Genomic DNA, 26,690 nt, shown 5'->3' with positions numbered 1-26,690 from the left:
CTTCGTTAATCGGGGCAATACAATATTTTGCGCAGATTCGACAAGAAAATGTGAGTAAAGTAACAATATGCGTCTTTCATTCATTAGACACTATTAACCATAAACTTTGTGATTGGTTGAATCTATGAAAACGTTAACTTTACCTTGTCAGCGAGACGTTGAAATAAACGCCGCAGAGCTAAACGTCACCCTTAAAGGTCATGAGCTGCATTTTTCTTATCAAGGTGACCCATCAAAACCGATCAATGATCGTTTTATTCTTGCTCGTAGTTTACTCGAAATGGATGCTAATGCGCTTGTTGTTGGCGATGGCTTTCAAATGCTCGCTCAAACCGCCGGTACATTCAGTCATCCGCAGGATATAGGCCGCTGCCCAGATAATAGTCAAAGTTATCGTATCTACTCACCTCAGGCTAATAAACGTTACTACAACTATTTGGTTATTGAAGATAAAGGTCAGTTTCATCTATTTGGTTTCACGTCTTGCCATCGTTTTGCGGGTTATTTTGAAATTGTCGTTGAACAGCACAACCGATACCTAATTGCGGCTATTGATGGTGAGCAAAGCATACCTAATCAATGGCGACATCAAGGGTTAGAGTCGTTAGTCATCTTGCAAGCCTCATCTTTAGAAGAGTTGTATCAACAGTATGGCGATTATATTACTCAGCATCACCAGTCACGTGACGGTGTCACTAAGCCAGCGCCGATTGGTTGGTGTTCTTGGTATGCTTATTACGCTGAGGTGACTGAACGTGATATTCAATCGAATCTGATGGCGATGCAAGGTGAGTTAGCCGATTTGCAGTGGGTACTGCTAGATGATGGATACCAAGCTTTCATGGGAGACTGGTTGACGCCATCAGATAAATTTAGCGGTGGTGTAAAAGCGCTGCTCCAGAGTATTAAAGCGGCGGGTAAAAAACCAGCAATCTGGCTGGCTCCGTTTATTGCTCAGCCTGAATCGGCTTTGTTTCAGCAACACCCTGACTGGTTTGTTAAAAATCACCAAGGACAGCCTCTAAAAGCCGAAGATGTGACCTACGGCGGATGGCGTTGCACGCCTTGGTATGTGTTAGATGGCTCTCATCCACAAGCTCAGGCTTATTTAACTCATGTAATAAAAACCATGCGAGAAGAGTGGGGGGTTGAACTGTTTAAACTGGATGCCAATTATTGGGGAACCCTAAAAGGTTTGCGTTACCAATCAGGCGTTACTGGGGTTGAGGCTTATCGGATGGGCATGCAAGCGATAGCCCAAGGAGCCGGAGAGGCTTGGTTATTGGGTTGTAATGCGCCGATGTGGCCATCACTCGGTTTGGTGGATGCGATGCGAGTGTCTGATGATGTCGAACGTCGTCGTCAACGTTTTGCGCAAATCGCTAAAGAAACCTTTTATCGCAGTTGGCAACATCGTCAGTTATGGCAAATCGATCCCGACTGTGCCACCTTGGTGTCGTTAGCCGATCAGGCTACCGATCTCGCCAGTTATGAATTTCATCGTAATGTACTACTTGCTTGTGGAGGGGTACTGCTTTCAGGTGATCCGCTCACCGAGTTAACGCCTTTTGCTAAGAGCAGTCTTCAGCAATTGATCGCTCGTCAACATCAGACTCAAGAGACGTCGACGCCAACGTCTTTAGCACTTAATCATTGGCGATTGGCTTTAACCCCTAATCATGAGTTGCACTGTTTATTCAACGATCAAGCTACCTCACAGCATTATACCTTGACCGCTACCCAACCGGTCGATTGGTATGACTATTGGAGTGGCGAAAAACTTGTTCAGCAGCCGGCTCAGGTGTTGGATGTGTCATTGGCGGGAGGATTAACCAGCCGAGCTATCGTCGCCTCGACAGAGAGAACACACTCATCGTATCGAGAATAATAACCGAAATTTTTTATGATGGAGACGCATCTATCCTACTTTAGGTTACGTATTACGCTGAGTGTGTTTATAAAAGGAAGAGTACCAGCGTATGTTTTCTGCTGATGAGCAATCAAGAATTATTGAAATGGCATGGGAAGATAGAACGCCATTTGAAGCTATTTTTCACCAATTTGGTTTAACTGAACCACAGGTGATTCATTTTATGCGCAGGCATCTAACCACACGTAGTTTTAACTTGTGGCGAAAGAGAGTCAGTGGCAGAGAAACCAAGCACCTTAAATTACGTCCACCTGAAGTTGATCGCGGTTACTGCCCGACTCAATATAAACCTCGTTAACGGGTTTATTGATTGGGGATCCTGGTCAGGTCTGCTAAAGTGACGACCTGCCAGCGATCAAGTTGATAGCGCTGGAGTACCTAAGACTAGGAAAAACTTTGACCAATAATGATATTTTCTGCGCTTTGCGCACGACGTTTGCTTTTAACGACCAAACTTTATTAGAGATTTTTCATCTCGCGGATAACGAGACAACACCAGCACAATTAGCCTCTTGGCTGAGCAAACCGCAAGCCCCTGAGTTTGCTGAACTGAGTGATCCGCAATTAGCGAGTTTTTTAAATGGTTTGATTAACCTCAAACGCGGCAAGCGTGAAGGGGAAGCGGCAAAGCCAGAAGCGAATTTGAATAATAATATGGTATTTCAGAAACTGCGTATTGCGTTAAATTTGCAAGCTGATGATTTACTGACTCTTTTTCAGCAGGTTGGGGTTGAGCTGAGTAAAAACGAAATCGGCGCTTTTTTCCGTAAGCCGGGTAATAAGCATTACCGAGAGTGCAGTGATGCAACGTTACGTCAGTTTTTACAGGCTGTTGAACATCACACGCCAGCCGTTACAGAGTAACCGTAAGCTAACAATAGTGTCGTGAACATCGTGAGAAGCGATCCCTTCTCACGATATTGTTATCTCTCTTCACTGATATCGAGCGGTAGGGTGAACTTAAAACAGGCCCCACCCAAACTCGAGCTCGAGGTTACTATCAAATGCCCATGATGTTGACGGGCGATTTGTTCAGCAATCGCTAATCCTAATCCAAAACCACCACTGGCCTTATCTCGCGCCGATCCGACTCGATAAAACGGTTTAAAAATATGTGGCCAATGGGTTTCCGGGATCCCGGGACCATCGTCTTCAATCGTCACTGTCCAATCAATATAATCACAACTGACACTGATTTTTACTTGCTGCTTGGCATAGCGAGAAGCATTGCGTACGACATTAGAAATGGCACGATTCAATAAATTACTATCGACTAGTGGCGTTGGCCATTGCTGTGGCGCTTGCAATTCAATGGTTACTGGCGACTCGATTTGCCATTTTTCGATTTGCGTTGGCAGCCATTGCGCTAGGTCGAGGCTAATGAAGGTTAATGGCGTCGTTTCCATTTTACCTAAGCGAAGCAGCTCGTTAATCATCTCTTCGAGTTCGTGGATGTCATCTTCGATGCCAGCAATGTATTTATCCTTTTTTTCTGGCATATCTTGCAGCATATCAAGCTGACACTGAATCCGAAACAGCGGGGTGCGCACCTCATGGGCAATCGCGTTGGTGAGCATTTTATGACTTTCAATCAGATGAGAGATTTTATCTGCCATAGCATTAAAGCTGCGGTTAAGCGTTCCCAATCTCATTGACCCCGTCTCTTTAGCTCGAATGCTTAAGTCACCTTTGGCTAAGGCTTGCGTTACTTGTTCAAGGTGTTTGAATCGCCACATAAATAGCTTCATCATCACCATGCTGTACACGGCAAAGCAACCCATTAAAACCAGGACAAAAACCCAACCTTCGATCTCTGAGGCAATCCAAATCTCAGCTTCTGGATCGCGATAGATATGATAGATGGTATCGGTTGGATTAAAGGTAAATATAGAGCCATCGTCGTCGGTGGTAAACACCCCATGATTGGCTAGTCGCTCTCTAACTTGAGGGGTCAGTAAAGGGGAGTTTTCGGACAGCGCGTCAATGACTAGCCAGTTTGCATCGGCAATGGCTTGCAGTTTTTCTTTGGCAACGTCAACCCCATGCTGATCGGCGACAAATTCTAAAAGCTCAAGGCTACTTTGAATTTGCTGACTGCGTGCGACTAAGTCAAGATCAGGAGAGAGCCAGTCATTAATGCTGACATAACTCACTAGAGTAAACATAAAAATACCGACTAGAGCGAGATAAAGCTCTAAATAAAGACGTTTCATAGTCTCCCTTTATGACCAACTTTCTGGGACAAATAAATAACCTTTACCACGCAAGGTTAAGATACGTTTTGGGACCGATGAGCTGTCGCCAAGTTTACGGCGTAAAATGGCCACTTTATTGTCGATGGTTCTATCAAGACCATCGTACTCAATACCACGGGTTTCTTTGACTAAATACTCGCGTGACAGCACTTGCTCAGCATGGCTAGCCAGTAACCACAAAAGGTCAAATTCACTGTCGGTAAGTACAATATCTTCACCAGAGAGAGAGCATTGACGAAGCTTATGGTTGATACTGAGCTGCCCAAAATGAAGCTGATGATCGTTGTCTGGATGCGCTAACTCGGTTTGTTGTTGGCGACGTAATAGCATGCGGATTCTCGCCAATAATACCCGAGGTTTAATCGGTTTATTAACAAAGTCATCGGCGCCTAGCTCAAGGGCGGCGACATGGTCGATATCATCATCACTGGCGGTTAAAAAGACAATTTTCCCTTTGTAGTCGTTACGAATCTCTCGGCAAATCGATAAGCCGTCTAAACCGGGTAGCATCAGGTCGAGAATCACTAAATCTGGCTGAACTTGCAAAATCAACGCGCTGGCTTGTAGGCCATCATGAGCCAGATGAACCTCAAACTCATTATTTTCTAAATAGCTAGTCAGGAGCTCTGCTAGCTTTACATCGTCTTCGATAAGTACAATTTTCATAAGCGAATCATCAGTTAAAAATAGAGTGGATACAATAGGGGCGGACAAAACGGTACATTATGTGGTGCTGTGTACGGCTTGCATACATACGCGTACAAAACATGAGTTGTGTCACAAAAAGTAAGTAACTATAGTTCGGGCCAATACGTTAATAGTACGAGTATTATCCCATGAATTCTATACAACCCAATGAAAACCGTACGCGTTTAGTCGGCCTCGACTTTTTACGCGGCTTGGTTATTTTTATGGCCATCTTTGAACATTATACGGGGTATTTAAACTATTGGTATGTGGATTTTTTCCCTAAAGAGAGCGATTTTTATGAGACATTATATCGTTCACACTTACCAATGTTGGGGCAACTTGTCCCGATGGACAGTTTTACCGGACAAGTCTCAGCATGGTTGATTCCTTGGGTGAGTCAAGTCTATTTAGCGTTAGCGGCCTTTAATCTTTCGGCGCGATCATCTGAGCATATGCGGGCAACGCTGGTGAAAAAACTGGCTCTGTTTTTGAGCATTATTTTTGTGTTGTACATTGAAGGTTTTATTATTGCGCCTAACTTTGGTGAGGCAATTTCATTTTATCCGGTCATGCTATGGATGACGTTACTGGCTTTTTTCTCTATTGTTTACGCCTTTTTTGGTATTCGCGGCATGTTGGTGTTGACCGTATTGAGTACCATCGTCAGTCAGTTGGGTGTGACATCATTACTAGAGCATGCTGAACTATGGATGCAAACCCATGTTCATCCCGGTTATGAGTTGGATGCGCGGTTAGATCTGTTTATGGCCAGTGGGTGTTTTGGTTTCCTCTACGGGTGGGTGTGGCATCATTACGCTGAAAAACGTGATGCGCTGAATAAACTGGTATTGGGTATTGCGCTGGTGGCTTTATCGCTTTATTTCTTGAATGGTCAAGCCGCGACGATTGATTTGCATGATGTCTATGCCGAAGAGCATGCCTTAGCAGAAGATACCATTGGTCGTCTCGGGATTTGGGGCACGGAATTTTTAGTGATAGGTTTAATTTTAACACTGCATCAAGCGGGAATTCGCTTAAGCTGGAGACCACTCAATTGGATTGGCATGTACTCATTAACCGTGTTTATCTTCCATAAGTCGATTTTTATCTTCTTATGGGGTCCGTTGCTTACTTGGGCTTCAGCGAAGATGGGAACGACTTTACCCAATAATTTCTTGCTGATCTTTACTCTATGTTCATTATCGGTTGGCATCATTTATCTGTTCAAGCGTTCGGGCATTATTTGCCATCTGATGGGCGATCATCAAGATCAGATGTGGAAAGACGTTTACCGTAAGAAGAGGTTATCGGATGCTTAATCCAACGATGATTCTCGCTTACCAAGCTATCATCGTGCTCACGCTGACCCTATGGGTCGGCGTTGTGCGTTGTGATGAGTTTAGCCTTGGGGCCAGTTTTGGTATTGATAGCCCTGCGGTGAGTTCCTCAACCAAATGGGAGTGGTCACCGAGCATTGCTTACGAAAAAGAGACGGAGTTTGGACTGTTTTTTGCTCAGGGAGGTGAAGCGGGGCTGGCTTTACCTATGCCTTATTGGGACAAGGCTTATTTTACCGTTGGCCCAGTCTTATTGAGCGAAGAGCAAGGCTCATCACGAATCGGTTCAAGTTTGCGTATCGGGTATTTATTTACTGAATCACTGTCGGCCTCATTAGCATGGCAGAAAGATTGGTCAAATGCTGTCGGATCACAGTGGTTGATTGATGGCTCCTATCGACTTAATGATGAGTGGAGTATCAATGGCTGGTCTCGCTATGCAGACAAACATAATCAAGCGTTACGTCATGTCTCTGGGACTTGGCGTGATGTCGGCATCAGTGTTGAATGGGAAACGCCGCTTTTATCCGATTGGGTGAGCTCGGTGGAGGTTGGCGTTAATCATCAAGTCGATAGGAATTTCACCGAGCCAGTGCTGACTTGGAGTGTACGTTATCTGTTTTGGTAATCATCCTTTACCACGATTCATCCCGCATACTTTGTCATTGAGGTCAATCGGTGTTAATGCACTTGCTTATGGGTTTGGATTCAGACAAAACCATACATTTCATGACTGAATGATTTTGATGTTTATCCTTATAATAAATATTGTTAATCACTAATAGGATCGCTGTTTACTATGTCGAAAACATTGGCACTTTCTCCGATTATGGGCTTGATGGCTTGCCTTGGGCTTCACTCCCCTCACGTGTTAGCGGAGCCCGTCGCTTGGGATCAAGCGGGGCAGGTTTGGCAAACACAGCAATCTGCACATTTTGTGGTCCATTTTCGTAGTGAACTCGCCAGTAGTGCAGCACGTGCATTAGATATTGCTGAGCAGGTTCATCAAGAGCTCGCGTCTCAGTTTGCACAAATGCCCAGCGAGAAAACGCATCTCACCGTAGTCGATGATTATGATTACTCTAACGGATGGGCTACGCCACTGCCTTACGCACAGATACGTCTGATCATCAATCCACCTAGCGATGTGAATGGCTTAGAAGGTAATGATGAGTGGCTGCATTTACTGATCCGTCATGAATATACTCATATTATCCATATGGAAATGAATGATGGTGCTGTTACCATTGGACGAGGCATTGTCGGCCGTCATCCTCTTTTATTCCCACATGCTTTTACCCCCTCGATGCTATTGGAAGGTTTGGCTGTCTATATGGAAAGCCAAAACGATCATGGTGTGGGTCGATTACACAACAGTCACTTTGCAATGCAGATGCGTATGGAAGTGGCGAGTGGTGAGTTAGCCGATATTGAACAAGTGGTGGTGGCGAATAAGCGTTTGCCCTTTGGCAGTAACTATTTGTATGGTGCTTATTTTGTTCAGTATCTAGCCAAAACCTATGGTGAAGAGTCTGTTCAGGCCTTTTTAACCGATTACAGTGGCTATTTGGTTCCGGGACTTTTCTTAAATCTCAGTGCTAGACACATTTTTGGGAAAGACTTTTTCGCGCTTTGGGAAGAGTTTCGTGCCGATTTGAACACGCAGTTTGCCGATCAACTGACTTCGAATGAGGCGTTTACTTACCATGAGTTCGATGCTCAGCCATTTGAGTATTTGTTAGCCCATGACAATGACACATTACTCGCTTGGCGTCGAAATGGCGACGATCGTGCGAATCTTGCTCAATGGGATGCTAAGCATGGTCAATGGCAAAGTCTGGTCAGTACCAAAAGCTTAACCAGTATCGACTCGCATCCGACGCAAGGGCTAGTGGTTTCTCAGATCAATTCGTATGTTGATGGGCGTGTTTTTAATGATCTGTATCGTTATGTTGATGGTCAGTGGCAGCGTTTAACTGAGCAGCAACGCTTTGTGCAAGCACGCTGGAGTAACGATGGGCAAAGCATTTTTGCGGTCCGTCATCAGCAAGGTCTGGCTGAGTTATGGCAAATCGAATTAAACGGCAAGCAAACTCAGTTGTGGCAGGGTGAAGCCAATTGGGTATTAGGCGATATGGCCGTGTCACCAAACGGTGATATTTATGCCACAGTGAAAGCGCCTTTTCAGTCGTGGAATATTATGCGTTTTGATCAGCCAACGCAAAGCTGGATGGCGGTCACTGAAACCGCCGCTACTGAACATCAATTGAGCTTTACTGCGCAAGGCGATTTACTGTTCAGCGCCGATTATACTGGGCGTTATCAGATTTATCGTCTTGATTTGCAAACCAATATCGTTGAACAATTAACCGCAGAATTCGGCGGTGCATTTTCACCGCAATCGGGGCCTGAAGGGATTGTTTATCAAGCGTATGAGCATGATGGTTACCATCTGCGTCGTGTAGAGAATCCGCAAGGACTTGCCGATATACCGCTATCGACGCTACCGGTGGCCAACACCGTGAATGCGGCTCCGATAGCCACGATTACTGCTACAGAGAAAAGTCAGCCAACAGGATACTCGCCATTATCGACGTTAGCGCCACGTTATTGGGTGCCGGTATGGCAGTCTGATGATAATCAATCGTTATTTGGTGTTGCTACTAGTGGCTCCGATGTATTGGGTCGCCACCAATATGAGATCATGGCGGCATGGGACAGTAAAAATGCGTTTGCTGCTTATCAACTTGGCTATCAATACGATAACCGCTGGCAAGCGACATTAAGTCGTGAACATGAGTTTAAATTTAACGCATTAACGGGTAAAGACGATCGGATTGTTCGTCAGGATGATTTCACACTGCAGCGTAACCATTTATGGCATGCGTTTGATGACCACTTAAACGTTGGCGTCGGAACGTATTGGCAGAAAGAAGCGCTGGTTAAATCTCCTCAAGGTTCTCACTATGCGGACGCGAGTAATGAATGGCTGGCCGGTGGTGCGATTCAATGGGATAATCGTGAAGACTTGTTGAATATCCCCGGTTACGCTTGGGGACATTACGCTGACTTAGTGTGGGAAACCAATATTGACGGTGACTACTCAGGACAGAAGTGGCAAGCACAGTGGCAGGCGAACTGGGATTTACCCGGACGTTTACGCTTAACAACGCATTTGGCCGCCGGTTATGCCGATGCTCAAGCTAAACCTTTTGAACTTGGTGGTTATACGGGTGACGAAGCACAACTTTATGGCCGAAATGAACTTAAACTACGCGGTTATGGTTCTGCGGCGCAAGTGGGCCAGCAATATGCCACACAAAGTATTGAGCTAAGCCGTTTGCTATATCGCGCTGAGCGAAACTGGGGCTTATGGCCGATTGGTTTAGGTGACATTTCTGCGACCGCATTTGTTGATTCTGGTTCCAGTTGGAATTCTCAGCAAAGCTACAGTGCATTAACGGGCATCGGTGCTGAGTTACAAATCGATGCGATCGTTTTGTATGGTAATGCGTTACCGATTCATATTGGATATGCTCATGGCTTAGACAGTAAGCTAGGCAAAGATGAAGTGTACATTAAGCTCGCGGCTGAGTTTTAAACGCGCACCACTATTATTATCGGTTGTAAAAAGGGCAGAATGATTTCTGCCCTTTTTTATTGCTGAATCGATCGATAATCCCTCGATTTACGTATCAAAATAAAATTTAATCATCGGTTACTTTTTATGTCCATACGCTCTCTTTATTGGTTTACCAATGACTTACGGATTTCAGATAACCCATTATTGGCTCAAGCCGCGCAAAATAGTCACCAGTTGACTTGCTGTTATCTGATCCCTTCGTTAACGCCTTTAGATCAACGTTTTCAAGTTGTGGCCAGTAATGGCTTGGCCAAGCAGCGGTTTTTACTAGAGAGCTTGGCGGATTTGGATGCAAAATTGCAAACGCTCGGTCAATCATTACAGATAGCCACCGGAGAGGCGGTATCGCAGCTTTGCCAGTTTATTGAACTGACCGAAGCCAATCATTTGTATGTGTCTGAATCTGTCGACTTTGCCATTCATCAAACGTTACGTGAAGTACGCTTACGCTACCCACAATTAACGGTGGTCTCTCTTAATACTCATCGTTTATTTGAGCAAGCCGAATTACCGTTTTCGTTAGCGGCGTTACCTGACTCTTTTTCTGTTTTTCGTAAACAGGTCGAATCACTCGACGGTCGATATTCATCGCAATCAGCGCGGTGGAATAGCGATATCACGGCTTTGCCACCCAGTGTTCTTCCATCGTCGAGCTCTTGGTTATCGACCGCCATCAGATCCATCAATCTTGAGTTGCGGTCTTCGCCGCTGTGGAGAGGCGGTGAAAGTGCTGCCTTAGAGCATCTTGAAGATTATTTTTCTAGCGATGCGCCATTGATTTATAAACAAACGCGTAATGCGTTAGATGAATGGGAGTCTTCGACGAAGTTTTCGTCTTGGCTTGCCAATGGTTGTCTCTCGATTGGCCGTTTATTAGCAAGGCTTAACGATTATGAAACGCAACGAGGAGCGAATGAGTCGACATACTGGATTTATTTTGAATTGTTGTGGCGAGAATATTTTCAATGGTACGCCCTTAAATATGGGGCGCAATTATTTCAATTCTCAGGTATCAAAGGTCAAGTGCCGTTGACCAGCTACTATCCGCAACGGATGCGCAGTTGGATCAATGGTACAACCCCTTATCCGATTGTGAATGCGGCAATGAAGCAATTAAAAGCCACAGGATACCTGTCTAATCGAAGTCGTCAGCTTGTTGCCAGTTGTTTGGTGCATGAGCTAAGCATCGATTGGCGCTATGGCGCGCAGTATTTTCAATCACAATTAATCGATTATGATGTCGCCAGTAATTGGGGTAATTGGCAATATTTAGCGGGAGTTGGCGCGGACCCGCGCGGTCATCGCCGCTTTTGGCTAAGCAGACTGCGTTATACGATCCTGAGTTGAGTTTTATTCGTCATTGGCAGGGGGAAGCGGATCAGCACAGCATTGATGTTGTTGATATGGTTGATTGGCCTGTCTCTCCAGCGCAATAAGCGTACGATTATTGTTCAAGCGTGGCGCCATTCACTTTTTGTCATCATTCTCATCGATTCGACACACCTTTTGGCTCGGTTATCATGAATAAGTTTGATATACATCAAACTTATTTGTGTTTTTATACCGAGTCGATCGCTATTAACCCTAATTGGCAATGGCAAAACACAATAAAAATAGCAACGAGTAAACCAAATTGGAGTGGGACTCGTAATTAACAAGTAAGTTAATAATCGTTGTGTCATTGCCTAGCGGTTTTTTAGATTGAGGAATACGTGATGTTAGATACCCTCATGTTGTCGCGGATACAGTTTGCGGCCAATATTAGTTTTCATATTTTATTTCCGACCATCACCATTGCGTTAGCGTGGATCATGGTGTTTTTCAAGTGGCGTTTTGTTCGTACTCAAGCCCAATTATGGCTTGATTTGTACTATTTTTGGGTCAAGGTATTTGCGCTTACCTTCGCTCTTGGGGTTGTTTCTGGTATTACCATGAGTTTCCAATTTGGCACCAACTGGCCGGGTTTTATGGAAAAAGTCGGTAATGTTGCTGGACCATTACTCGGTTATGAAGTGATGACCGCTTTCTTTATGGAAGCGACCTTCCTTGGTGTGATGTTGTTTGGACGGGGTCGTGTTCCTGAATGGGTACACACCTTAGCCACCGTACTGGTTGCGATTGGTACCTCACTCTCTGCCTTCTGGATTTTAGTCCTTAATAGTTGGATGCATACGCCAACGGGTTATGAACTGATTGACGGCATAGTACATGTGACCAGTTGGAAAGAAGTGATTTTTAATCCTTCTATGCCTTATCGTCTCGCCCACATGCTGCTTGCTTCGTTACTCACAGCCAGTTTTGTTATTGCTGGGATCTCGGCTTATCAGTACCTGCGTAATTCACAACTTAACGCCGCCAAAGTGGGCATGAAAGTAGCGATTATTCTTGCCGCTGTTGGTATTCCGGTGCAGATTTTGGTCGGTGATTTACACGGTTTAAATACGCTTGAACATCAGCCTGCGAAAATCGCTGCGATGGAAGGGGTGTGGGAAACTGAACAAGGTGCGCCATTACTGCTTTTTGCTTGGCCCGATGAAACCACGCGCAGTAATCATTTTGAAGTCGGGATCCCTAAATTAGCGAGCTTCATTTTAACCCATGACTTAAATGGTGAAATTCAGGGCTTAAATGAGTTTGCGCCAGATCATCCTCCGGTCAAGCCTTTATTCTTTGGTTTTCGGATCATGGTGGGTGTCGGGATGTTGATGCTATTGGTGAGTTGGTACGGTGCTTGGCGATTGCTACGCCAACAATCACTACCGAAACCTTACTTATACACTTTAGTGGCGATGACGTTTTCAGGATGGGTAGCAACCTTAGCGGGTTGGTATGTGACAGAAATTGGTCGTCAGCCTTGGTTAGTTCAAGGGGTATTACGAACCTCAGATGCGGTAACGACGGTGGCGAGTAGCTCTGTAGCCACGTCATTAGTGATGTACTTAATTGTTTATGCGGTCTTGCTAGTGGCTTATATCCATACCCTGTTTTATTTAGCCAGACAGTTTTCATCACCGACTGAAACCGCAACCACTAATGAGCAAAAGGTATAAGCATGATCACACATCTACCTGAAATTTATCTATTACTGCTGGGCTTTAGTGTCTTCATGTATGCTGTGCTTGATGGCTATGATTTAGGCGTTGGTATTTTGTTACCGCGTAATAATGAGCAGCAACGCGATCGAATGATCGCTTCGATTGGCCCTTTTTGGGACGCTAATGAAACGTGGCTAGTATTAGGTATTGGTATCTTATTAATCGCGTTTCCTGCCGCTCATAGCTATATCCTTACCGAACTCTATATGCCTGTCGCCATTATGCTGATCGCCTTGATTATGCGAGGTGTGGCGTTCGATTTTCGCGCCAAAGCGAAAGCCGATCATAAAGATCATTGGGATTTGTGCTTTAAAACGGGTTCACTGCTCGCGGCACTGACTCAAGGCTACATGATTGGTCGCTATGTGATGAGTTTTGAAGAGTCGACTCAAGCGTACGCCTTTGCACTGCTCAGCGCGTTGTGTGTCACTGCGGCTTACGTGTACATTGGTGGCGCTTGGCTAGTCTTAAAAACAGAGGGTGAGTTACAAAAGCGCGCGGCATATTGGTCTCGCCGAGCTGGCTGGTTAGCGGCATTAGGTATTTTAGCGGTCAGTGTGGTTAATCCACTGTTTAATCCGATGGTGGCTGAGCGTTGGTTCAGTTTTCCTGAGATGTTACTGTTGGCTCCGGTGCCATTGGTAGTGCTAGCAACCATTTTTATGGTTGATCGTTATTTAAGACGGGTGCCGGTAGAGAATGATATGGGCGTCCAATGGCCATTCTTTGGGGTAATGTTGATTTTTGCTCTAAGTTTCCTCGGCTTAGCTTACAGCTTCTTTCCTGATGTTGTACCCGGGGTGATGACAGCGCAAGAATCAGCCGCTTCTACTGCTAGCTTGTTAGTGGTCGGGATTGGGGTAGTGATTGTTATGCCAATGATCTTGCTTTATACCTTTGTTGTCTATCGGATTTTTAAAGGTAAGGCGACAGACTTAAGCTACAAGTAATCGCATGTAGTGGTATTGGAAAAATAATGGCCTCGAAAGAGGCCGTTATTTTATGGTATTTACATAACCTTGCAGGCAAAGCCTTTCAGATAAAAACCTTCTGGGTATGCGGTATCAACGGGATGATCCGCCGCTTGTTCGAAGCGTTCGATAAACTTCACATCGCGACCGGCATCCAGTGCTGCGTCGGCAATGATTTTTTGAAACAGGACTTGATCCATCAAACCCGAGCACGAATAGGTGAGTAGGGTGCCACCAGGTTTTAAAATTTGCATCGCTAACATGTTAATGTCTTTATAGCCACGACAAGCGCCGTTCAACTGAGCTTTAGACTCGGCAAACTTAGGTGGGTCCATAATCACTACGTCGAATTGCGTGCCTTGCTCTCGGTACTCGCGCAGCAGTTTGAACACATCCGCATTGAGAAACACCGCGCGTTTTTTGCTGATATCAAATTCATTGAGCTCGGCATTCATTTTCGCATTATCGAGTGCTGGCTGTGACACATCGGCATTAATTACCCGCTTAGCGCCACCTTTTAACGCGTATAACCCAAAGCCACCGGTGTAAGAGAAGCAGTTGAGTACTTCTTTATCTTTAACGTATTTCATCGATTGCTGACGGCTATCGCGTTGATCAAGATAAAAGCCAGTTTTATGGCCACCAACTATATCAACACGGATTTTAATGCCATTTTCTTCAATCACCACCACCTCTGGTGGAACTTCTCCGTGCAATACACCAACGCGCTCTTCTAAGCCTTCTTTCTTACGCACTGCAACGTCTGAACGCTCATAAATATGACAATCGGCAAAACAGTGTTTAAGTGCGGCGATCAAGTGCGGTTTTTGGTATTCAGCACCGGCACTGAGTAGCTGACAGACTAAATAGTTATCATATTTATCAATCGTTATACCGGGCAAGCCATCCGATTCCGCAGCAATCAGGCGATATCCAGTGACGCCGTCACGCTCAATCAATTCGTCGCGCAGTTTTTGAGCTTGCTGAATACGTTTTATAAAAAAATCATTATCAATGCTTTCATTGGTAAAGCTCCATACACGAGCACGAATTTGAGAGTGGGGAGAGTAAGCCGCTTTCGCTAACCATTGTCCATCATGCGTGTAAATATCGACCGTTTCACCGAGTTGTGGATCGCCTTCAACTTTGCTGATGCCACGAGAAAAAACCCAAGGATGTTTACGACGTAAAGATTTATCACGACCTTTGACCAGATAGATTGCAGGAGTCATTGCGCTACTCAAAAAGATTAATAAAAATGGGCAGGCATTGTCGTGCAACTTGGGGTGAAAAGCAAATCAGAGTATCCCTTTGCTTTATCAACGCTACGGCATTAACTACGCTCATCCTCAGTACTCATATCGCTATATTGATCTTCATGAGATAACGATTCTTCATTTCCCGCTATAGCGTTACCAAATGCTTATCTACCTACAACGGCAAGTCGCTGAGAGATATACTCTACTGGAGATGACTTTGACGTGGAGGAAAGTATGAATAACGTAATAAGCGATAAGTTTATCGTGTCGGGAAGAGTACAAGGGGTTGGCTTTCGTTACCATACCGCCTTGCAGGCATCGAAGCTTAGTGTGCTCGGTTATGCGAAAAACCTTCCTAGTGGTGAGGTTGAGGTGCTGGCGGTTGGTCAATCAGAACACGTTGAGCAGCTCTTTATATGGCTACAACAAGGGCCGAAAACGGCACGAGTGGAACAAGTGATGCGCAGTCAAGTCACTATCGATTTAGTACCATCGGATTTCCAAATTTTATAGCGAGTTCAAAGAGGGCTGATTCACTGTCAGCCCTCGGCTGTTTAGTCGGGCTTATAAGCACTTCGCGGGTTTGGGTAAGCCTGCGAGCTTTGTTGCTTGTTTAGCGGGACCTTTAGGAAACAGCTTAAACAGGTATTTACTATTGCCTTTTTCCGGCCCGTGGGCTTTTTCCATTGCCTTGACTAGCATGCGAATAGCGGGAGAGGTTTGGTATTCTTCATAAAATTGACGAACAAAATGGATCACTTCTAAGTGCGCATCACTCAACAGGATCCCCTCTTCATTAGCTAGAATCTCTATCATTCCTTCTTCCCAAAGGGTGTGATCAAGTAAATACCCTTGTGCATCGGTTGCAATGCTTTTACCGTTATAGTCGAACATCAGTTTCTCGCCCCAATTGAAAAGTGCGCATAGGGTAATGGAGGCTTGGTTTTTGCTCAAGAGAAAACAAAGGCCCGAAAGCAAGCTTTCGGGCCTTTGGGTAATGTTATTTCAGTTGTGTTGCGATTAGTCGCGCATGATGCCAAGAATCGTCAACAAGCTGATGAATAGGTTGTAGATTGAAACGTAAAGGCTGACGGTCGCAGAGATGTAGTTAGTCTCACCACCACGAACAATTTGCTGAGTTGTTAACAAGATAACACCGGTTGAAAACAACACGAACATTCCGCTCATTGCTAGGTGCAGCATTGGCATTTGTAGGAAAATATTTGCCACAATACCGATAAGCAGCACAACGAAGCCAGCCATCAGTACGCCACCAAGGAAAGAGAGGTCACGCTTAGTCGTTAACGCGTACGCTGATGCACCCATAAAGGCTAAGGCCGTACCACCTAAAGCGGTGAGGATAACATCGCCCATGCCTGCACCGATGTACATATTGAGGATTGGACCAATCGTATAACCTAAGAAGCCAGTAAATAAGAACGTAAACACTAGGCCAAGGCTGTTGTTACGGTTTTTCTCAGTTAAAAATAACAGACCATAAAAACCGACCAGCATAAGAATTAAGCCAGGGCGTGGTAGGTTCATTGCCATTGAAACGCCAGCGACAACCGCTGACCATAATAAGGTCATTGAGAGTAGCGCATAGGTGTTTCTTAGCACTTTGTTGGTTTGTAGAGCACTGTCATAAGACGAGGTGCGTGAATACATTGGACTGTTCATACTCTTCCTCATAGAAGGTGTAGTTAACTATGTAGACAGTAATGGGGTGAAAAGTTCACTATTTCAATCCCATATCTGTATTTTTGTTTACGAGAATAATAATCAAAAAGCGCGAATTAAGTGTGAACAAGTTGTAACATGATATTACTTGCGTTCGCTATTCATACTAGAACGTGACGATCGCGCTTGTGAATAGGTAACGCTTATTCTACGTTAAAATAGACGTAGTAATAAGAAACTTTTAGCGTATTGGTGGTGCGTACATAATTCCTCCGGCGTTCCAAAGGGCATTCAGTCCACGTGGAATGGCTAGAGGAGAGTCTTCGCCGACATTACGTTGAAAGCTTTCATTATAGTTGCCTACTTGTTTGATGATTTGATAAGCCCAATCGTTATTAATGCCCAGAGGACGTCCAATTTCTCCTTCAATACCAAGGAGTCGTCTTATTTCAGGGTTGGTTGATTTGCGCTTTTGGTCGACGTTGGCTGAGGTAATGCCGAGTTCTTCGGCGTTAATCATCGCGGCGAGCGTCCAGCGAGTGATATTTAACCAGCGATCATCGCCTTCGCGAATCACGGGGCCAAGCGGCTCTTTGGAAATGATTTCTGGCAGAATAATGGCTGAGTCTGGTTTCGCTAAGTTCAGTCGCAAGGCATACAGCCCAGATTGATCCCCGGTGATGGCAATGCAACGTCCTGCATTGAAGGCGCGAGCAATTTGTATTGCAGTATCAAACACAACGGGTTGGTAACTCATGCCGTGATGACGAAAATAATCATCCAAATTCAATTTGGTGGTGGTTTCTGATTGGACGCAAATAGGGCGATTATTAAGCTGGCTCACTTGGGTTATGGCGGATTTTTTAGTAACCATAAATCCTTGCCCATCATAAAAATTAACGCCAACAAAGTTGAGCCCCATTGTAGTATCTCGCTCGAATGTCCACGTGGTATTGCGAGAAAGCACATCGACTTGTCCAGATTGTAGGGCTCTAAAGCGTTCGCGAGCGGTTAACGGCACGTACTCTACTTTATTCTTATCTCCTAATACTGCGGCGGCGAGGGCGCGACAGTAGTCCACATCCAAACCTTGCCATTGACCTTTGGCATCGGCATCAGAAAAACCCGCTAAACCAGTGCTGATACCACAGGTTATCTTTCCTTGGGTTAACACGCGGTCTAAGGTTGTTGGCGATGCAAAAGCGAGATGAGTGGTTAACGATAATGAAACCGCGCAAACAAGAGTAGCCAATCGATTCGCCATGGGAATATCCTTCTTTGAGCAGAAGCGCTCGGTCAATTTGTCAGTTATTATAAGCGTAGATAAGATAAGTCACTTCTACCAAGTCAAATTAATGTTAGATTGCTTCAACAACCTATCTACTGTTAGTGTTGATTTTTTGTTAGCATGAATCGATTGAATTAAAAGGTAAAAGACTAACATGCGCTATTTTCCAGTATTTCTTGATTTGTCCAATAAAGCCGTTTTAGTGGTGGGTGGTGGCGAGGTAGCGTGTCGAAAAATTGAGGCGCTGATGCGTGCTGGTGCCCATATTACGGTAGTGTCCCCCCATATTACCCCTCAATTGCAGGCGTGGGTTGAGCAAGACCGCTGCCAATGGATTCAAAATTTCTATTCCTCAAAATTTATTAGCGCCGATTATGTGCAAGTTTGGGCGACCACAGATAATCCCGATCTGAATCATCAAGTGTTTCGTGATGCCAAGTCAGTCGGAGTCTTGGTTAATGTGGTCGATGATCAGCCTTATTGCGATTTTATTACTCCGTCGATGATTGAACGCGGCCGAATTCAATTGGCGATCTCTAGTGGTGGAGCTTCCCCAGTCTTGATCCGCAATATTCGTGAAACCCTCGAAAGTGTTTTACCGCAAAACCTCGCGTTATTGGCTGATTTTGGAGCTTCGAAACGTAATTCGATTAAAGATCATCTCACGACCGTCGATCAACGCCGTAAGTTTTGGGAACTATTTTTTGCGCAAACTGCGGTTAAAAATGCCACTAGCCGTGAAGCATTAGAAAAGCAGTATTGTGCGGCACTAGAGCAGCCGATGGATGAGCGAGGAGAAGTAACGTGGATTGAGTGTGGTAGGGATGTTGAGCTGCTTTCACTAAAAGCGTTACGTTATATGCAACAAGCGGAGTTGGTGTTGTTTTGTGACTCTTGTGACCATGAGTTTGTTAACTTGTGTCGTCGTGATGCTGAGCGCGAACCGTTTAGTCATCCTGGTCAATTAAGCGAACGTTTAGCCAGTGCAAAACAGGCTCAGCAGCGTGTAGTGATATTAATCCCTTCGGCACGTCAAGAATATGTGCTTTTGCAAGGGCAAGAGAAAGTGCTTAAACAAGGTAGCGAAGGGTAGTGTTCCCTTGATACCTAAAACACCACTCTAGTTTGAGAGTATAAACCCCCCCCGAATCATTTAATAAGGGGGGTTTTTAAATGGTGTTTCTTAACGTAAAGCAAACTGCTCAATCGCAACAGCAACACCGTCTTGATCATTGCTCAAGGTAATATGGTCAGCGATGCGTTTGGTCTCTTCCATGGCATTGTCCATCGCAATACCGAGTCCTGCATATTGCAACATATGGTGATCGTTTTCAGCATCCCCCATGCACATCACTTCAGAGGCCTGAATGCCTAAGTGTTCAGCAATCGCTTGTACGCCAATGCCTTTATTGCTTTTAGGATTAAGGAATTCAACAAAAAATGCCGCACTTTGTACAATCGTGAAATCTCGATAGAACTCAGCCGGAATTTTCGCGATGGTTGCGGTTAACACTGCTGGCTCTGCGACAATCATTGCTTTGATGATCGGATGATCATCTTCCAACTGGTCAAAGTCCATCTCAGTGATGGAAATTCCATTTATAGTCGCTTCGACTTCAGTATATTGGCTGACTTTAGGGGTGATCAAACCATGAATTTGACTAAATGCATGGGTATTAACGCCCAGCTCTTTGGCTAATTGTGCTACCCGTTTAGCCGAGCGACCATCAATAATTTGTTGATAGATAACTTCCCCCGTACCAACGTTTTGCACCATCGAACCGTTGTAGTGCAATACATAGTCTTGATCTGAGGTGAGGTGTAAAAGTTCGAGTTTATCTTGCATCCCCGCGAGTGGACGACCAGAAGCAAGCACGACTTTAATTCCTTGCTCGCGAGCTTTGGCTATCGCTTGTTGAGTGCGTAGAGAAATCTGCTTTTGGCTATTGAGTAAGGTGCCATCCATATCGAGCGCGATCAATTTATACATGTGTTACCTAAAATGACTAAAAAGAGAGTTACCGCTGGATTTATCGTTTTTAGCCCATTTGCCGTGGTGCAACGGATAAATCGCTTGGCTTGAAAGTATGACAAGATACGTGTTTTTTATGAAAATCTAAAGTCAGTTTATAAAAAGCGTGGGATTGAGGTAGATGAATCAACCTCGTCAATAACGCTAACGGTTCAAGTAAGAAGGGAGCGGAGCCCTTAACGAGAAATTATTGATGATCGGCGGGTTTAAATTGACCTCAAGTTGAGCATCTATTAAGGTCTGCGGCCTAACGTTTTATCAGCGCAAATATAGGCCAATGACTTTGTACAAAGTGAATGAAATATTTGAAACCATCCAAGGGGAAGGCGTCTTCACTGGTGTCCCAGCGGTATTCGTACGTCTTCAACAATGTCCGGTTGGTTGTGCTTGGTGTGATACTAAGCAAACTTGGGATGCTGAGCCACAAGATCAGCGTAGCTTCGAGCAAATTATTGTCAAACAAGGCGATAGTCCAACATGGTGTCAAGGCTCTGCGGAGCAGATCGTCGCTCAGTATCAGCAGCAAGGCTACACCGCCAAACATATTGTGATCACGGGTGGCGAGCCTTGTCTTTATGATCTTGTCCCTTTGACGGAAGCGTTTGAAGCGATTGGCTGTCAATGTCAAATTGAAACCAGTGGTACGTTTGAGATTAAAGCCAGTGCGAAGACTTGGGTGACCGTGTCACCGAAAATCGCGATGAAAGGTAAGTTACCGATTGTGCCGTCAGCACTACAACGGGCCAATGAAATCAAGCATCCAGTGGGTACAGAAAAAGACATCGCACAGTTAGAGGCCTTATTAGCACAAGTAGCGATAAGCCCTGATACCATTATTGCTTTGCAGCCGATCAGTCAAAAACCACGGGCAACCCAGTTATGTATAGAGACTTGTATTACCCGTAACTGGCGTTTATCGATTCAAACCCATAAATACTTAAATATTGCTTAAAGGAATCCAACATGAATAAAGCGGTCGTGGTATTCAGTGGTGGGCAAGATTCAACTACCTGTTTAGTGCAAGCCTTGCAAGAGTTTGATGAAGTTCATGCGATTACGTTTGATTATGGGCAGCGACATAAACTTGAAATTGAAGTTGCTCAGCAATTAGCACTCAAATTAGGTGTCAAAGCACACAAAGTGATGGATGTCAGCTTGCTTAATGAATTGGCGATCAGCTCACTGACTCGTGATGATATTCCGGTCTCTCATGAATTGCAGGCAAACGGTTTACCGAATTCCTTTGTCCCGGGACGAAATATTTTGTTTCTGACTTTAGCGGGTATTTACGCTTACCAAATTGGTGCTGATACGATCATTACTGGGGTGTGTGAGACCGATTTTTCAGGGTATCCGGATTGTCGAAATGATTTTGTCAAAGCGATGAACCACGCTTTGGTGCAAGGTATGGATCGCCAATTAACCATTCGTACTCCGTTAATGTGGTTGAATAAAGCAGAAACATGGGCGTTAGCGGATCAGTATCAAGCTTTGGATTTAGTGCGTAACGAAACGCTGACCTGTTACAACGGCATGATTGGGGATGGCTGTGGGACTTGTCCGGCTTGTGAGCTTCGTAAAGCCGGTTTGAATCAATATTTACAGCACCCTCAATCGGTTAGCCAATTTTTGTTCAGTAAGCACACCATCGATAAAGGGTGATCAAGATAGTGTTTTAAGCGTAAAAGAGCGTAAATACTGTGTATAATGACAGTGTTTACGCTTGACAAGCCTAGAGGCTGAGCTATGCTGGTTATATAACCAGTGGTAAGGAGGTCTCTATGTTGTGGGAAACATTAGAACGCGTTAACCGCCTACGCCAACAGGCGATATCAAACCCTGAGTTCATTCAATCAGCCAAAGAGCACGAGCAAACGTTAAAACACGTTGAGCAAGAGTTCGAACCTAAACGGCGTCGAAAAGCCAGAGCCAACAAAGTCAAAGCGCTGGCGGATATTTATCAACAAACCGAATTTAGTCATAACCCTTCCGGTGTACAACACTAACCATTTATTCCACTCAGCCAGTTAGGGCTGGGTGGTTTACTGACTCTTTATTGATCATGCTACCTTTTTGTCGCCTAACGGCTTAGTTCCTAACGGCTTAGTTACAGAGAGGCTTTAACAAAATAGGGATTGGTCTGTTTGTTTTCAGAGCCGAATTCTGAACGCACTATGCGGTTCCATAATACCGAGTTAAATTGTCCTTTGGGGATCGATGGATAGAGCGTTTCCAGCTCTTCTTGCGCAAACCGCATAAACTGCTTTTTTTGTTGCTGATTGTATTTGCTCAATACCATGTTGTATTGCTTAATCCATTCGGCTTTAAACGCACGTAAAGCTGGCTCAGCCTGTTCAAGAGGTAAACGAGACAGATAAATTCGCTTATAAGTCACCTTTCGGTCGATCATGGTGAGCATTGTCGTTTGGATGTATTTGCCGTGATGGGTGATAGAAATATCCTCGGTAGAGAATGGGGTTAAGCACCAACCACGAGGCAAAAAATTAGCTTGATGATACTGTTGGTTACGTAGCGTTAGCGCTTGGTGTAAAACAATATCGGAGGTTCCACGAAAGGTCGATTGCCATTGACCTATACGAACTTGTATTGAGCCTGGTAGGCGAAACACATTCATAAATTTATCGGCGTTCATAGACATATCATACAACTGCTTTACTTAAGGTGATCTATCCTGCTAATGGGGCTTAGAGCTGAACGGTGAGTCATCATGACAGCCGCGCATCATACCGTAGTCATGGATGAGATAGCGAGTATTTTATCATTAATGAGAGGGATCCTCGTAGGCATGAGATACGAAGGGATTTTTTATCATTACTTGAGAGAGGTGCGATATACCGCTTCGTTCTGTTTACGAAGCGGTATAGGATTAGCAAACGGGTTCGAGCGGTGTTTGGTGCTCAATATCACGCAGGTGTTCACCCACTTGCTGCATTTTATACATTTGCGCGTAACGTCCTTTTTGAGCCAGTAATTCTTGATGTGAGCCTTGTTCGACCAATTCACCATGATGCAAAACAACAATTTTATCGGCTTCCATAATGGTTGATAGGCGGTGGGCAATCACCACTAAGGTCATATCATGGCGTAACGCATGGAAGCTACGCTGTATTAATGCTTCTGTGCCTGAATCGATATTGGCTGTCGCTTCATCTAAGATCAGTATTTTAGGTTTAGCGACTAAGACACGAGCCATCGCGAGCAGTTGTTTTTGTCCGGCGGAGAGATTGGTTTGACCTTGCCCTAATTGAGTGTCTAATTGCTCGGGATAGTGCTGAATCTGTTCAGCCAGTCCGACTTGATGTAACGCTCGCCAAATTGACTCATCACTGATTTTGCGTCCAAGAGCAATGTTATCACGCACTGATGACGGTAGAACATGTGGGTCTTGTTGCACCATGGCAATGTCTTTTCTTAATACGGTTTTATCGAGATCATGAATCGCTCTGCCATCAATCAATAATGTCTCTTGTTCCACCGGATAAAAGCCCATCAATAACGAAGCGATGGTACTTTTACCACTACCGGTATGGCCAACTAAAGCCACAAAGTGCTGATGAGGAATAGTCAAATTAATCTGCTTGAGTACGGTTTGTGTTCCGTCATAGCTGAATGAGAGATTATTTAAACAGATGGCACCACTGGCCAGTGGTCGAGTATCTTCACCATAGGTTTGTTGTGGCGCATCGATCATCTCAAAAATTCGTTCACTGGCAACTAAGGCTTGCTGTAATAGAGCCAGTTGTTGAGTCATTTCTATTAGCGGCTCGGTAATTCGTCCGAGATAGCTAATAAACGCGTAAAGCACGCCAACACCGATTAACTCAGTGCCACTAAAACCAAAAATAGCCACTAAGGTTAATAACGCAATGCCAGCCAATAGATCCATTAATGGACGAAGCAGAATACCATTTAAGGTGATCACTTTTTTACCGGCATTGAAATGTTCGGCGGTCAGTTGTTTGAATTGTTGGTTAAAACGTTGTTCTTGGCGCATTAACTGAATCACACTCATGCCTTGAATCGATTCACTCATGTTGCCATTGATGTCAGTAAGTAAATCACGCATTACTCGATAAGCTGAAGTGCTGAGTTTTTGGAAAAGTAACATGAACCCTATAACCACGGGTAAAAGAACCAGCACGACCAGCGTGAGTTGCCAGCTAAGTAGCCACATTACGACCAGCATGACGGAGATCATCACGATATTTCTAACCACCGAAGCGATCAGTAATTCATAAAACTGTTGCAGCGATTCAGTATCGTTGGTTAACCGTGAGACCAACTTACCGGTTGGCGTGTAATCGAAGGCTGACAGCGGCTGTCGAAGGACACGATTAAAAGCCTGTTTACGAATGGTTTTGATCACCCCTGTGGCGACAATATTAAATTGAATACTTTGCAGATATTGAAACAGCGCTGAGCACAGGGTAAGACCAAGATAACCCGCTGCTAATAGAGTTAACGCTTGCTGCGAATAATCCCCTTTAGCAATGTGTTCATCGATAAAGTGTTGGATAAGCCAAGGCCCCCCTGCATTCGCTACGGCAGCGATAAACAGAAACAACAGGCCAATCATCATCGGCTTGGGTTGTGATAGAGGGTAGGTAAACAGGCGTTTTATGGTTTGCTTTCTCATGTTTATTCTCCCTCAATCGCTTGAGCCAGTTGTTGATATTGGTACATCTCGGCATACCAAGCGTGATTGGTCAGCAAGCGTTGATGTCGACCGCGTTCGGCGATTCTCCCGTGATTAAGGACAATGATTTCATCGGCTTTCTCTAAAGCGGTTAAGCGATGAGCAATGATAATCAAAGATTGCTGCTGGTTACTCGTTGCAAGGTTACGCAAGATGGTATGTTCAGTGCGTCCATCCACCGCTGATAACGCATCGTCGAGAATCAATATTTCGGCATTCAATAACATCGCACGCGCGATCGCTATGCGCTGTTTTTGTCCACCGGATAACGTGATGCCTTTTTCTCCGACCTCGGTATCGTAACCTGCTGGAAATTTCAAAATATCGTCATGAATACAAGCCAGTTTCGCTGCTTGGTAAACCTCTTCTTGAGTGGCGGTAGGGCAACCTAGGGCAATATTGTCAAATATCGAACGTGAGAAAAGAAAAGGCGATTGGCTCACCACCGCAAATTTACTGCGCCATTGATCCAATTTGGCCTCTTTTATCAACACATCACCATAACGAATCTCTCCATGTTGTAACTCTTGTTGCCGCAGTAGTAAGGCGACTAAGGTCGATTTACCACTACCCACGGGGCCAGCAATACCCAACATCGCACCGGGTTTAAGATGAATATGGCACTGTTCCAAAGCCGCGGGAAGTTGTGCATCCCAGTGAAATTGTTCGATATGGATTGTTAGTGGCTGAGCTTCGTTTGGTAATGCATGATCACCACTGATGATGCTCGGCGCAAGGTCGAGTACCTCTTGCAAGCGATCCCAAGCGGCAGAGCCGCGTTCTAAAATGTTAAATAAAAACGCAAATGCTAACATCGGCCAGATCATCAGGCCGAGATACATAGTGAACGCGGTGAGATCACCTAGACTAATTTCTTGTTGATCAACCAGATAGGCACCGACGCTGATACTGATAAAAAATGATAAACCAATCGCCAACTGGATCGCGGGATCAAAACGGGCATCGACACGAGCGACGGCAATATTTTTATCGCCAGTTTCGTTAACCATTCTTTCAAAGCGCTGTTGTTCTTGGCTTTCTAGGCCAAATGCTCGCAACATACGCACGCCATTTAATGACTCTTGAGTCATGTCAGACATATCAGAGAAAGCTTCTTGAGCGACTTTAAAGCGCTGATGGAGAATGCGAACAATGAAAAAAATCGCTAATCCAAGAAAGGGCATAGGCAATAGTGCCATTAGGGTTAGTTTCCAACTGATTTGAGTACTCATAATGATCAGTACAGCAATACCGGTGATCAGTGAGTCCGTTGCGGTAAGCACACCTTCGCCTGCCGTCATAACAATATTTTTCACATCATTGGTGCCACGCGCCATGAGATCGCCGGTTTTATAGCGTTCAAAAAAACGTGGCGGCTGGTGTGATAGGTGTTGATAAAGACGGTTACGCAGAATACTGCCCAGTTCAAAACTGGCACCAAATAACCAAATACGCCAGAGAATTCGACAACCATAGATGATAAGAATAACCACCAAGAGTCCACCCAGCCATTGCAATACTTCATTACGCGTCATAGTGTTGTCGACGACACCATCCACAATATGGCCAACGGCTTTGGGGGTAATAAGTTGCATGGTTGAAATGAGCACGAACAGTAAGATAGAACCACAATAATGTTGCCAGCGTAGTCTAAAAAACCAGCGCAAATGCCAAAATATTTTCACAACTTTCTCCTAAATTCTCGATGGCGTTTGAGGTATCGTAGATATTCTCTTCCCTGATGACTTGATAACGCCGAGATTCAAAAACTTTCCTTTCCTGTAAAACGCTAT

At 44.8% G+C, this 26,690-nt stretch carries 23 protein-coding genes and 1 pseudogene; 14 read left to right on the top strand and 10 right to left on the bottom strand.

Annotation, left to right across the window (positions count from 1 at the left end; translation table 11 throughout):
* Nucleotides 1–124 precede the first annotated feature (124 nt).
* The 3 genes from FKQ60_RS01265 (at nt 125) to FKQ60_RS01255 (ending at nt 2,794) form a co-directional block, all read left to right on the top strand.
* Nucleotides 125–1,888 (top strand): alpha-galactosidase, encoded by a 1,764-nt coding sequence (locus tag FKQ60_RS01265; RefSeq protein ID WP_170905881.1) that lies wholly within the window; start codon nt 125–127, stop codon nt 1,886–1,888.
* 91 nt (nt 1,889–1,979) lie between these two features.
* Nucleotides 1,980–2,228, top strand: coding sequence for a TIGR03643 family protein (locus FKQ60_RS01260; RefSeq protein ID WP_158138510.1), 249 nt, complete (start codon nt 1,980–1,982; stop codon nt 2,226–2,228).
* Nucleotides 2,229–2,326: 98 nt separating this feature from the next.
* Nucleotides 2,327–2,794 (top strand): DUF1456 family protein, encoded by a 468-nt coding sequence (locus FKQ60_RS01255; protein ID WP_158138509.1) that lies wholly within the window; start codon nt 2,327–2,329, stop codon nt 2,792–2,794.
* A gap of 59 nt (nt 2,795–2,853) precedes the next feature.
* On the opposite strand, the gene FKQ60_RS01250 is transcribed toward FKQ60_RS01255, so the two are convergent.
* Nucleotides 2,854–4,143, bottom strand: coding sequence for an ATP-binding protein (locus FKQ60_RS01250; RefSeq protein WP_154168039.1), 1,290 nt, complete (start codon nt 4,141–4,143; stop codon nt 2,854–2,856).
* Nucleotides 4,144–4,152: 9 nt separating this feature from the next.
* Nucleotides 4,153–4,851, bottom strand: coding sequence for a response regulator (locus tag FKQ60_RS01245; RefSeq protein WP_154168041.1), 699 nt, complete (start codon nt 4,849–4,851; stop codon nt 4,153–4,155).
* Nucleotides 4,852–5,021: 170 nt separating this feature from the next.
* On the opposite strand from FKQ60_RS01245, the gene FKQ60_RS01240 reads away from it, so the two are divergent.
* The 6 genes and pseudogenes from FKQ60_RS01240 (at nt 5,022) to FKQ60_RS01215 (ending at nt 13,900) form a co-directional block, all read left to right on the top strand.
* A complete protein-coding gene (locus FKQ60_RS01240) occupies nt 5,022–6,194 on the top strand; it encodes a hypothetical protein (protein ID WP_158143838.1) in 1,173 nt (390 codons plus the stop codon).
* Complete coding sequence (locus FKQ60_RS01235; protein ID WP_170905880.1) at nt 6,187–6,840, top strand: hypothetical protein; 654 nt, start codon at nt 6,187–6,189, stop codon at nt 6,838–6,840. The genes FKQ60_RS01240 and FKQ60_RS01235 overlap by 8 nt, the downstream gene beginning before the upstream one ends.
* Before the next feature lie 171 nt (nt 6,841–7,011).
* Nucleotides 7,012–9,813: a TolB gene (locus FKQ60_RS01230; protein WP_170905879.1), complete on the top strand. Its 2,802-nt coding sequence runs from the start codon at nt 7,012–7,014 to the stop codon at nt 9,811–9,813.
* Between the two features lie 126 nt (nt 9,814–9,939).
* Nucleotides 9,940–11,291, top strand: a pseudogene (locus FKQ60_RS01225) (DASH family cryptochrome).
* 279 nt (nt 11,292–11,570) lie between these two features.
* Nucleotides 11,571–12,905 (top strand): cytochrome ubiquinol oxidase subunit I, encoded by a 1,335-nt coding sequence (locus FKQ60_RS01220; protein WP_004395186.1) that lies wholly within the window; start codon nt 11,571–11,573, stop codon nt 12,903–12,905.
* A gap of 2 nt (nt 12,906–12,907) precedes the next feature.
* Nucleotides 12,908–13,900, top strand: a complete 993-nt coding sequence (locus tag FKQ60_RS01215; protein ID WP_158143842.1) for a cytochrome d ubiquinol oxidase subunit II — start codon at nt 12,908–12,910, stop codon at nt 13,898–13,900.
* 59 nt (nt 13,901–13,959) lie between these two features.
* On the opposite strand, the gene FKQ60_RS01210 is transcribed toward FKQ60_RS01215, so the two are convergent.
* The gene (locus FKQ60_RS01210) at nt 13,960–15,153 is read right to left on the bottom strand and encodes a class I SAM-dependent methyltransferase (RefSeq protein ID WP_004395188.1); all 1,194 of its coding nucleotides are present in this window, start codon (nt 15,151–15,153) and stop codon (nt 13,960–13,962) included.
* A 261-nt stretch (nt 15,154–15,414) separates the two neighbouring features.
* Here FKQ60_RS01210 and yccX point away from each other — a divergent pair, with 261 nt between their 5' ends.
* A complete protein-coding gene (gene yccX, locus FKQ60_RS01205; RefSeq protein WP_158143843.1) occupies nt 15,415–15,693 on the top strand; it encodes an acylphosphatase in 279 nt (92 codons plus the stop codon).
* A 51-nt stretch (nt 15,694–15,744) separates the two neighbouring features.
* On the opposite strand, the gene FKQ60_RS01200 is transcribed toward yccX, so the two are convergent.
* The 3 genes from FKQ60_RS01200 to FKQ60_RS01190 all read right to left on the bottom strand — a co-directional run bounded on the left by FKQ60_RS01200 (nt 15,745) and on the right by FKQ60_RS01190 (nt 18,124).
* A complete protein-coding gene (locus tag FKQ60_RS01200) occupies nt 15,745–16,074 on the bottom strand; it encodes a TusE/DsrC/DsvC family sulfur relay protein (RefSeq protein WP_004395190.1) in 330 nt (109 codons plus the stop codon).
* 126 nt (nt 16,075–16,200) lie between these two features.
* Entirely contained in the window at nt 16,201–16,860 is a 660-nt protein-coding gene (locus tag FKQ60_RS01195) for a Bax inhibitor-1/YccA family protein (RefSeq protein ID WP_040904274.1), read from the bottom strand.
* 241 nt (nt 16,861–17,101) lie between these two features.
* Nucleotides 17,102–18,124 (bottom strand): amino acid ABC transporter substrate-binding protein, encoded by a 1,023-nt coding sequence (locus FKQ60_RS01190; RefSeq protein WP_170905878.1) that lies wholly within the window; start codon nt 18,122–18,124, stop codon nt 17,102–17,104.
* 178 nt (nt 18,125–18,302) lie between these two features.
* Here FKQ60_RS01190 and FKQ60_RS01185 point away from each other — a divergent pair, with 178 nt between their 5' ends.
* Nucleotides 18,303–19,241: a bifunctional precorrin-2 dehydrogenase/sirohydrochlorin ferrochelatase gene (locus FKQ60_RS01185; RefSeq protein ID WP_004395193.1), complete on the top strand. Its 939-nt coding sequence runs from the start codon at nt 18,303–18,305 to the stop codon at nt 19,239–19,241.
* Between the two features lie 90 nt (nt 19,242–19,331).
* Here the strand turns inward: FKQ60_RS01185 and yidA are convergent, their stop codons facing one another.
* Nucleotides 19,332–20,138, bottom strand: a complete 807-nt coding sequence (yidA, locus tag FKQ60_RS01180; protein WP_004395194.1) for a sugar-phosphatase — start codon at nt 20,136–20,138, stop codon at nt 19,332–19,334.
* Nucleotides 20,139–20,457: 319 nt separating this feature from the next.
* On the opposite strand from yidA, the gene queE reads away from it, so the two are divergent.
* From queE to FKQ60_RS01165, 3 genes are all read left to right on the top strand, one after another.
* Nucleotides 20,458–21,132 (top strand): 7-carboxy-7-deazaguanine synthase QueE, encoded by a 675-nt coding sequence (queE, locus tag FKQ60_RS01175; RefSeq protein WP_004395195.1) that lies wholly within the window; start codon nt 20,458–20,460, stop codon nt 21,130–21,132.
* 11 nt (nt 21,133–21,143) lie between these two features.
* Nucleotides 21,144–21,842, top strand: coding sequence for a 7-cyano-7-deazaguanine synthase QueC (queC, locus tag FKQ60_RS01170; RefSeq protein WP_004395196.1), 699 nt, complete (start codon nt 21,144–21,146; stop codon nt 21,840–21,842).
* A gap of 119 nt (nt 21,843–21,961) precedes the next feature.
* Entirely contained in the window at nt 21,962–22,186 is a 225-nt protein-coding gene (locus tag FKQ60_RS01165) for a hypothetical protein (protein ID WP_004395197.1), read from the top strand.
* 101 nt (nt 22,187–22,287) lie between these two features.
* Here the strand turns inward: FKQ60_RS01165 and FKQ60_RS01160 are convergent, their stop codons facing one another.
* The 3 genes from FKQ60_RS01160 to FKQ60_RS01150 all read right to left on the bottom strand — a co-directional run bounded on the left by FKQ60_RS01160 (nt 22,288) and on the right by FKQ60_RS01150 (nt 26,582).
* Nucleotides 22,288–22,833, bottom strand: coding sequence for a hypothetical protein (locus FKQ60_RS01160; protein ID WP_040904276.1), 546 nt, complete (start codon nt 22,831–22,833; stop codon nt 22,288–22,290).
* A gap of 234 nt (nt 22,834–23,067) precedes the next feature.
* Nucleotides 23,068–24,837 (bottom strand): ABC transporter transmembrane domain-containing protein, encoded by a 1,770-nt coding sequence (locus tag FKQ60_RS01155; protein WP_170905877.1) that lies wholly within the window; start codon nt 24,835–24,837, stop codon nt 23,068–23,070.
* A 2-nt stretch (nt 24,838–24,839) separates the two neighbouring features.
* Nucleotides 24,840–26,582, bottom strand: coding sequence for an ABC transporter transmembrane domain-containing protein (locus FKQ60_RS01150; RefSeq protein ID WP_004395200.1), 1,743 nt, complete (start codon nt 26,580–26,582; stop codon nt 24,840–24,842).
* Between the last annotated feature and the right edge of the window lie 108 nt (nt 26,583–26,690).

This window comes from Vibrio sp. A11 (genome assembly GCF_013048705.1).
In the GTDB taxonomy this organism is placed as follows: domain Bacteria; phylum Pseudomonadota; class Gammaproteobacteria; order Enterobacterales; family Vibrionaceae; genus Vibrio; species Vibrio metschnikovii.
This window is presented reverse-complemented; position numbering and strand designations above follow the sequence as displayed.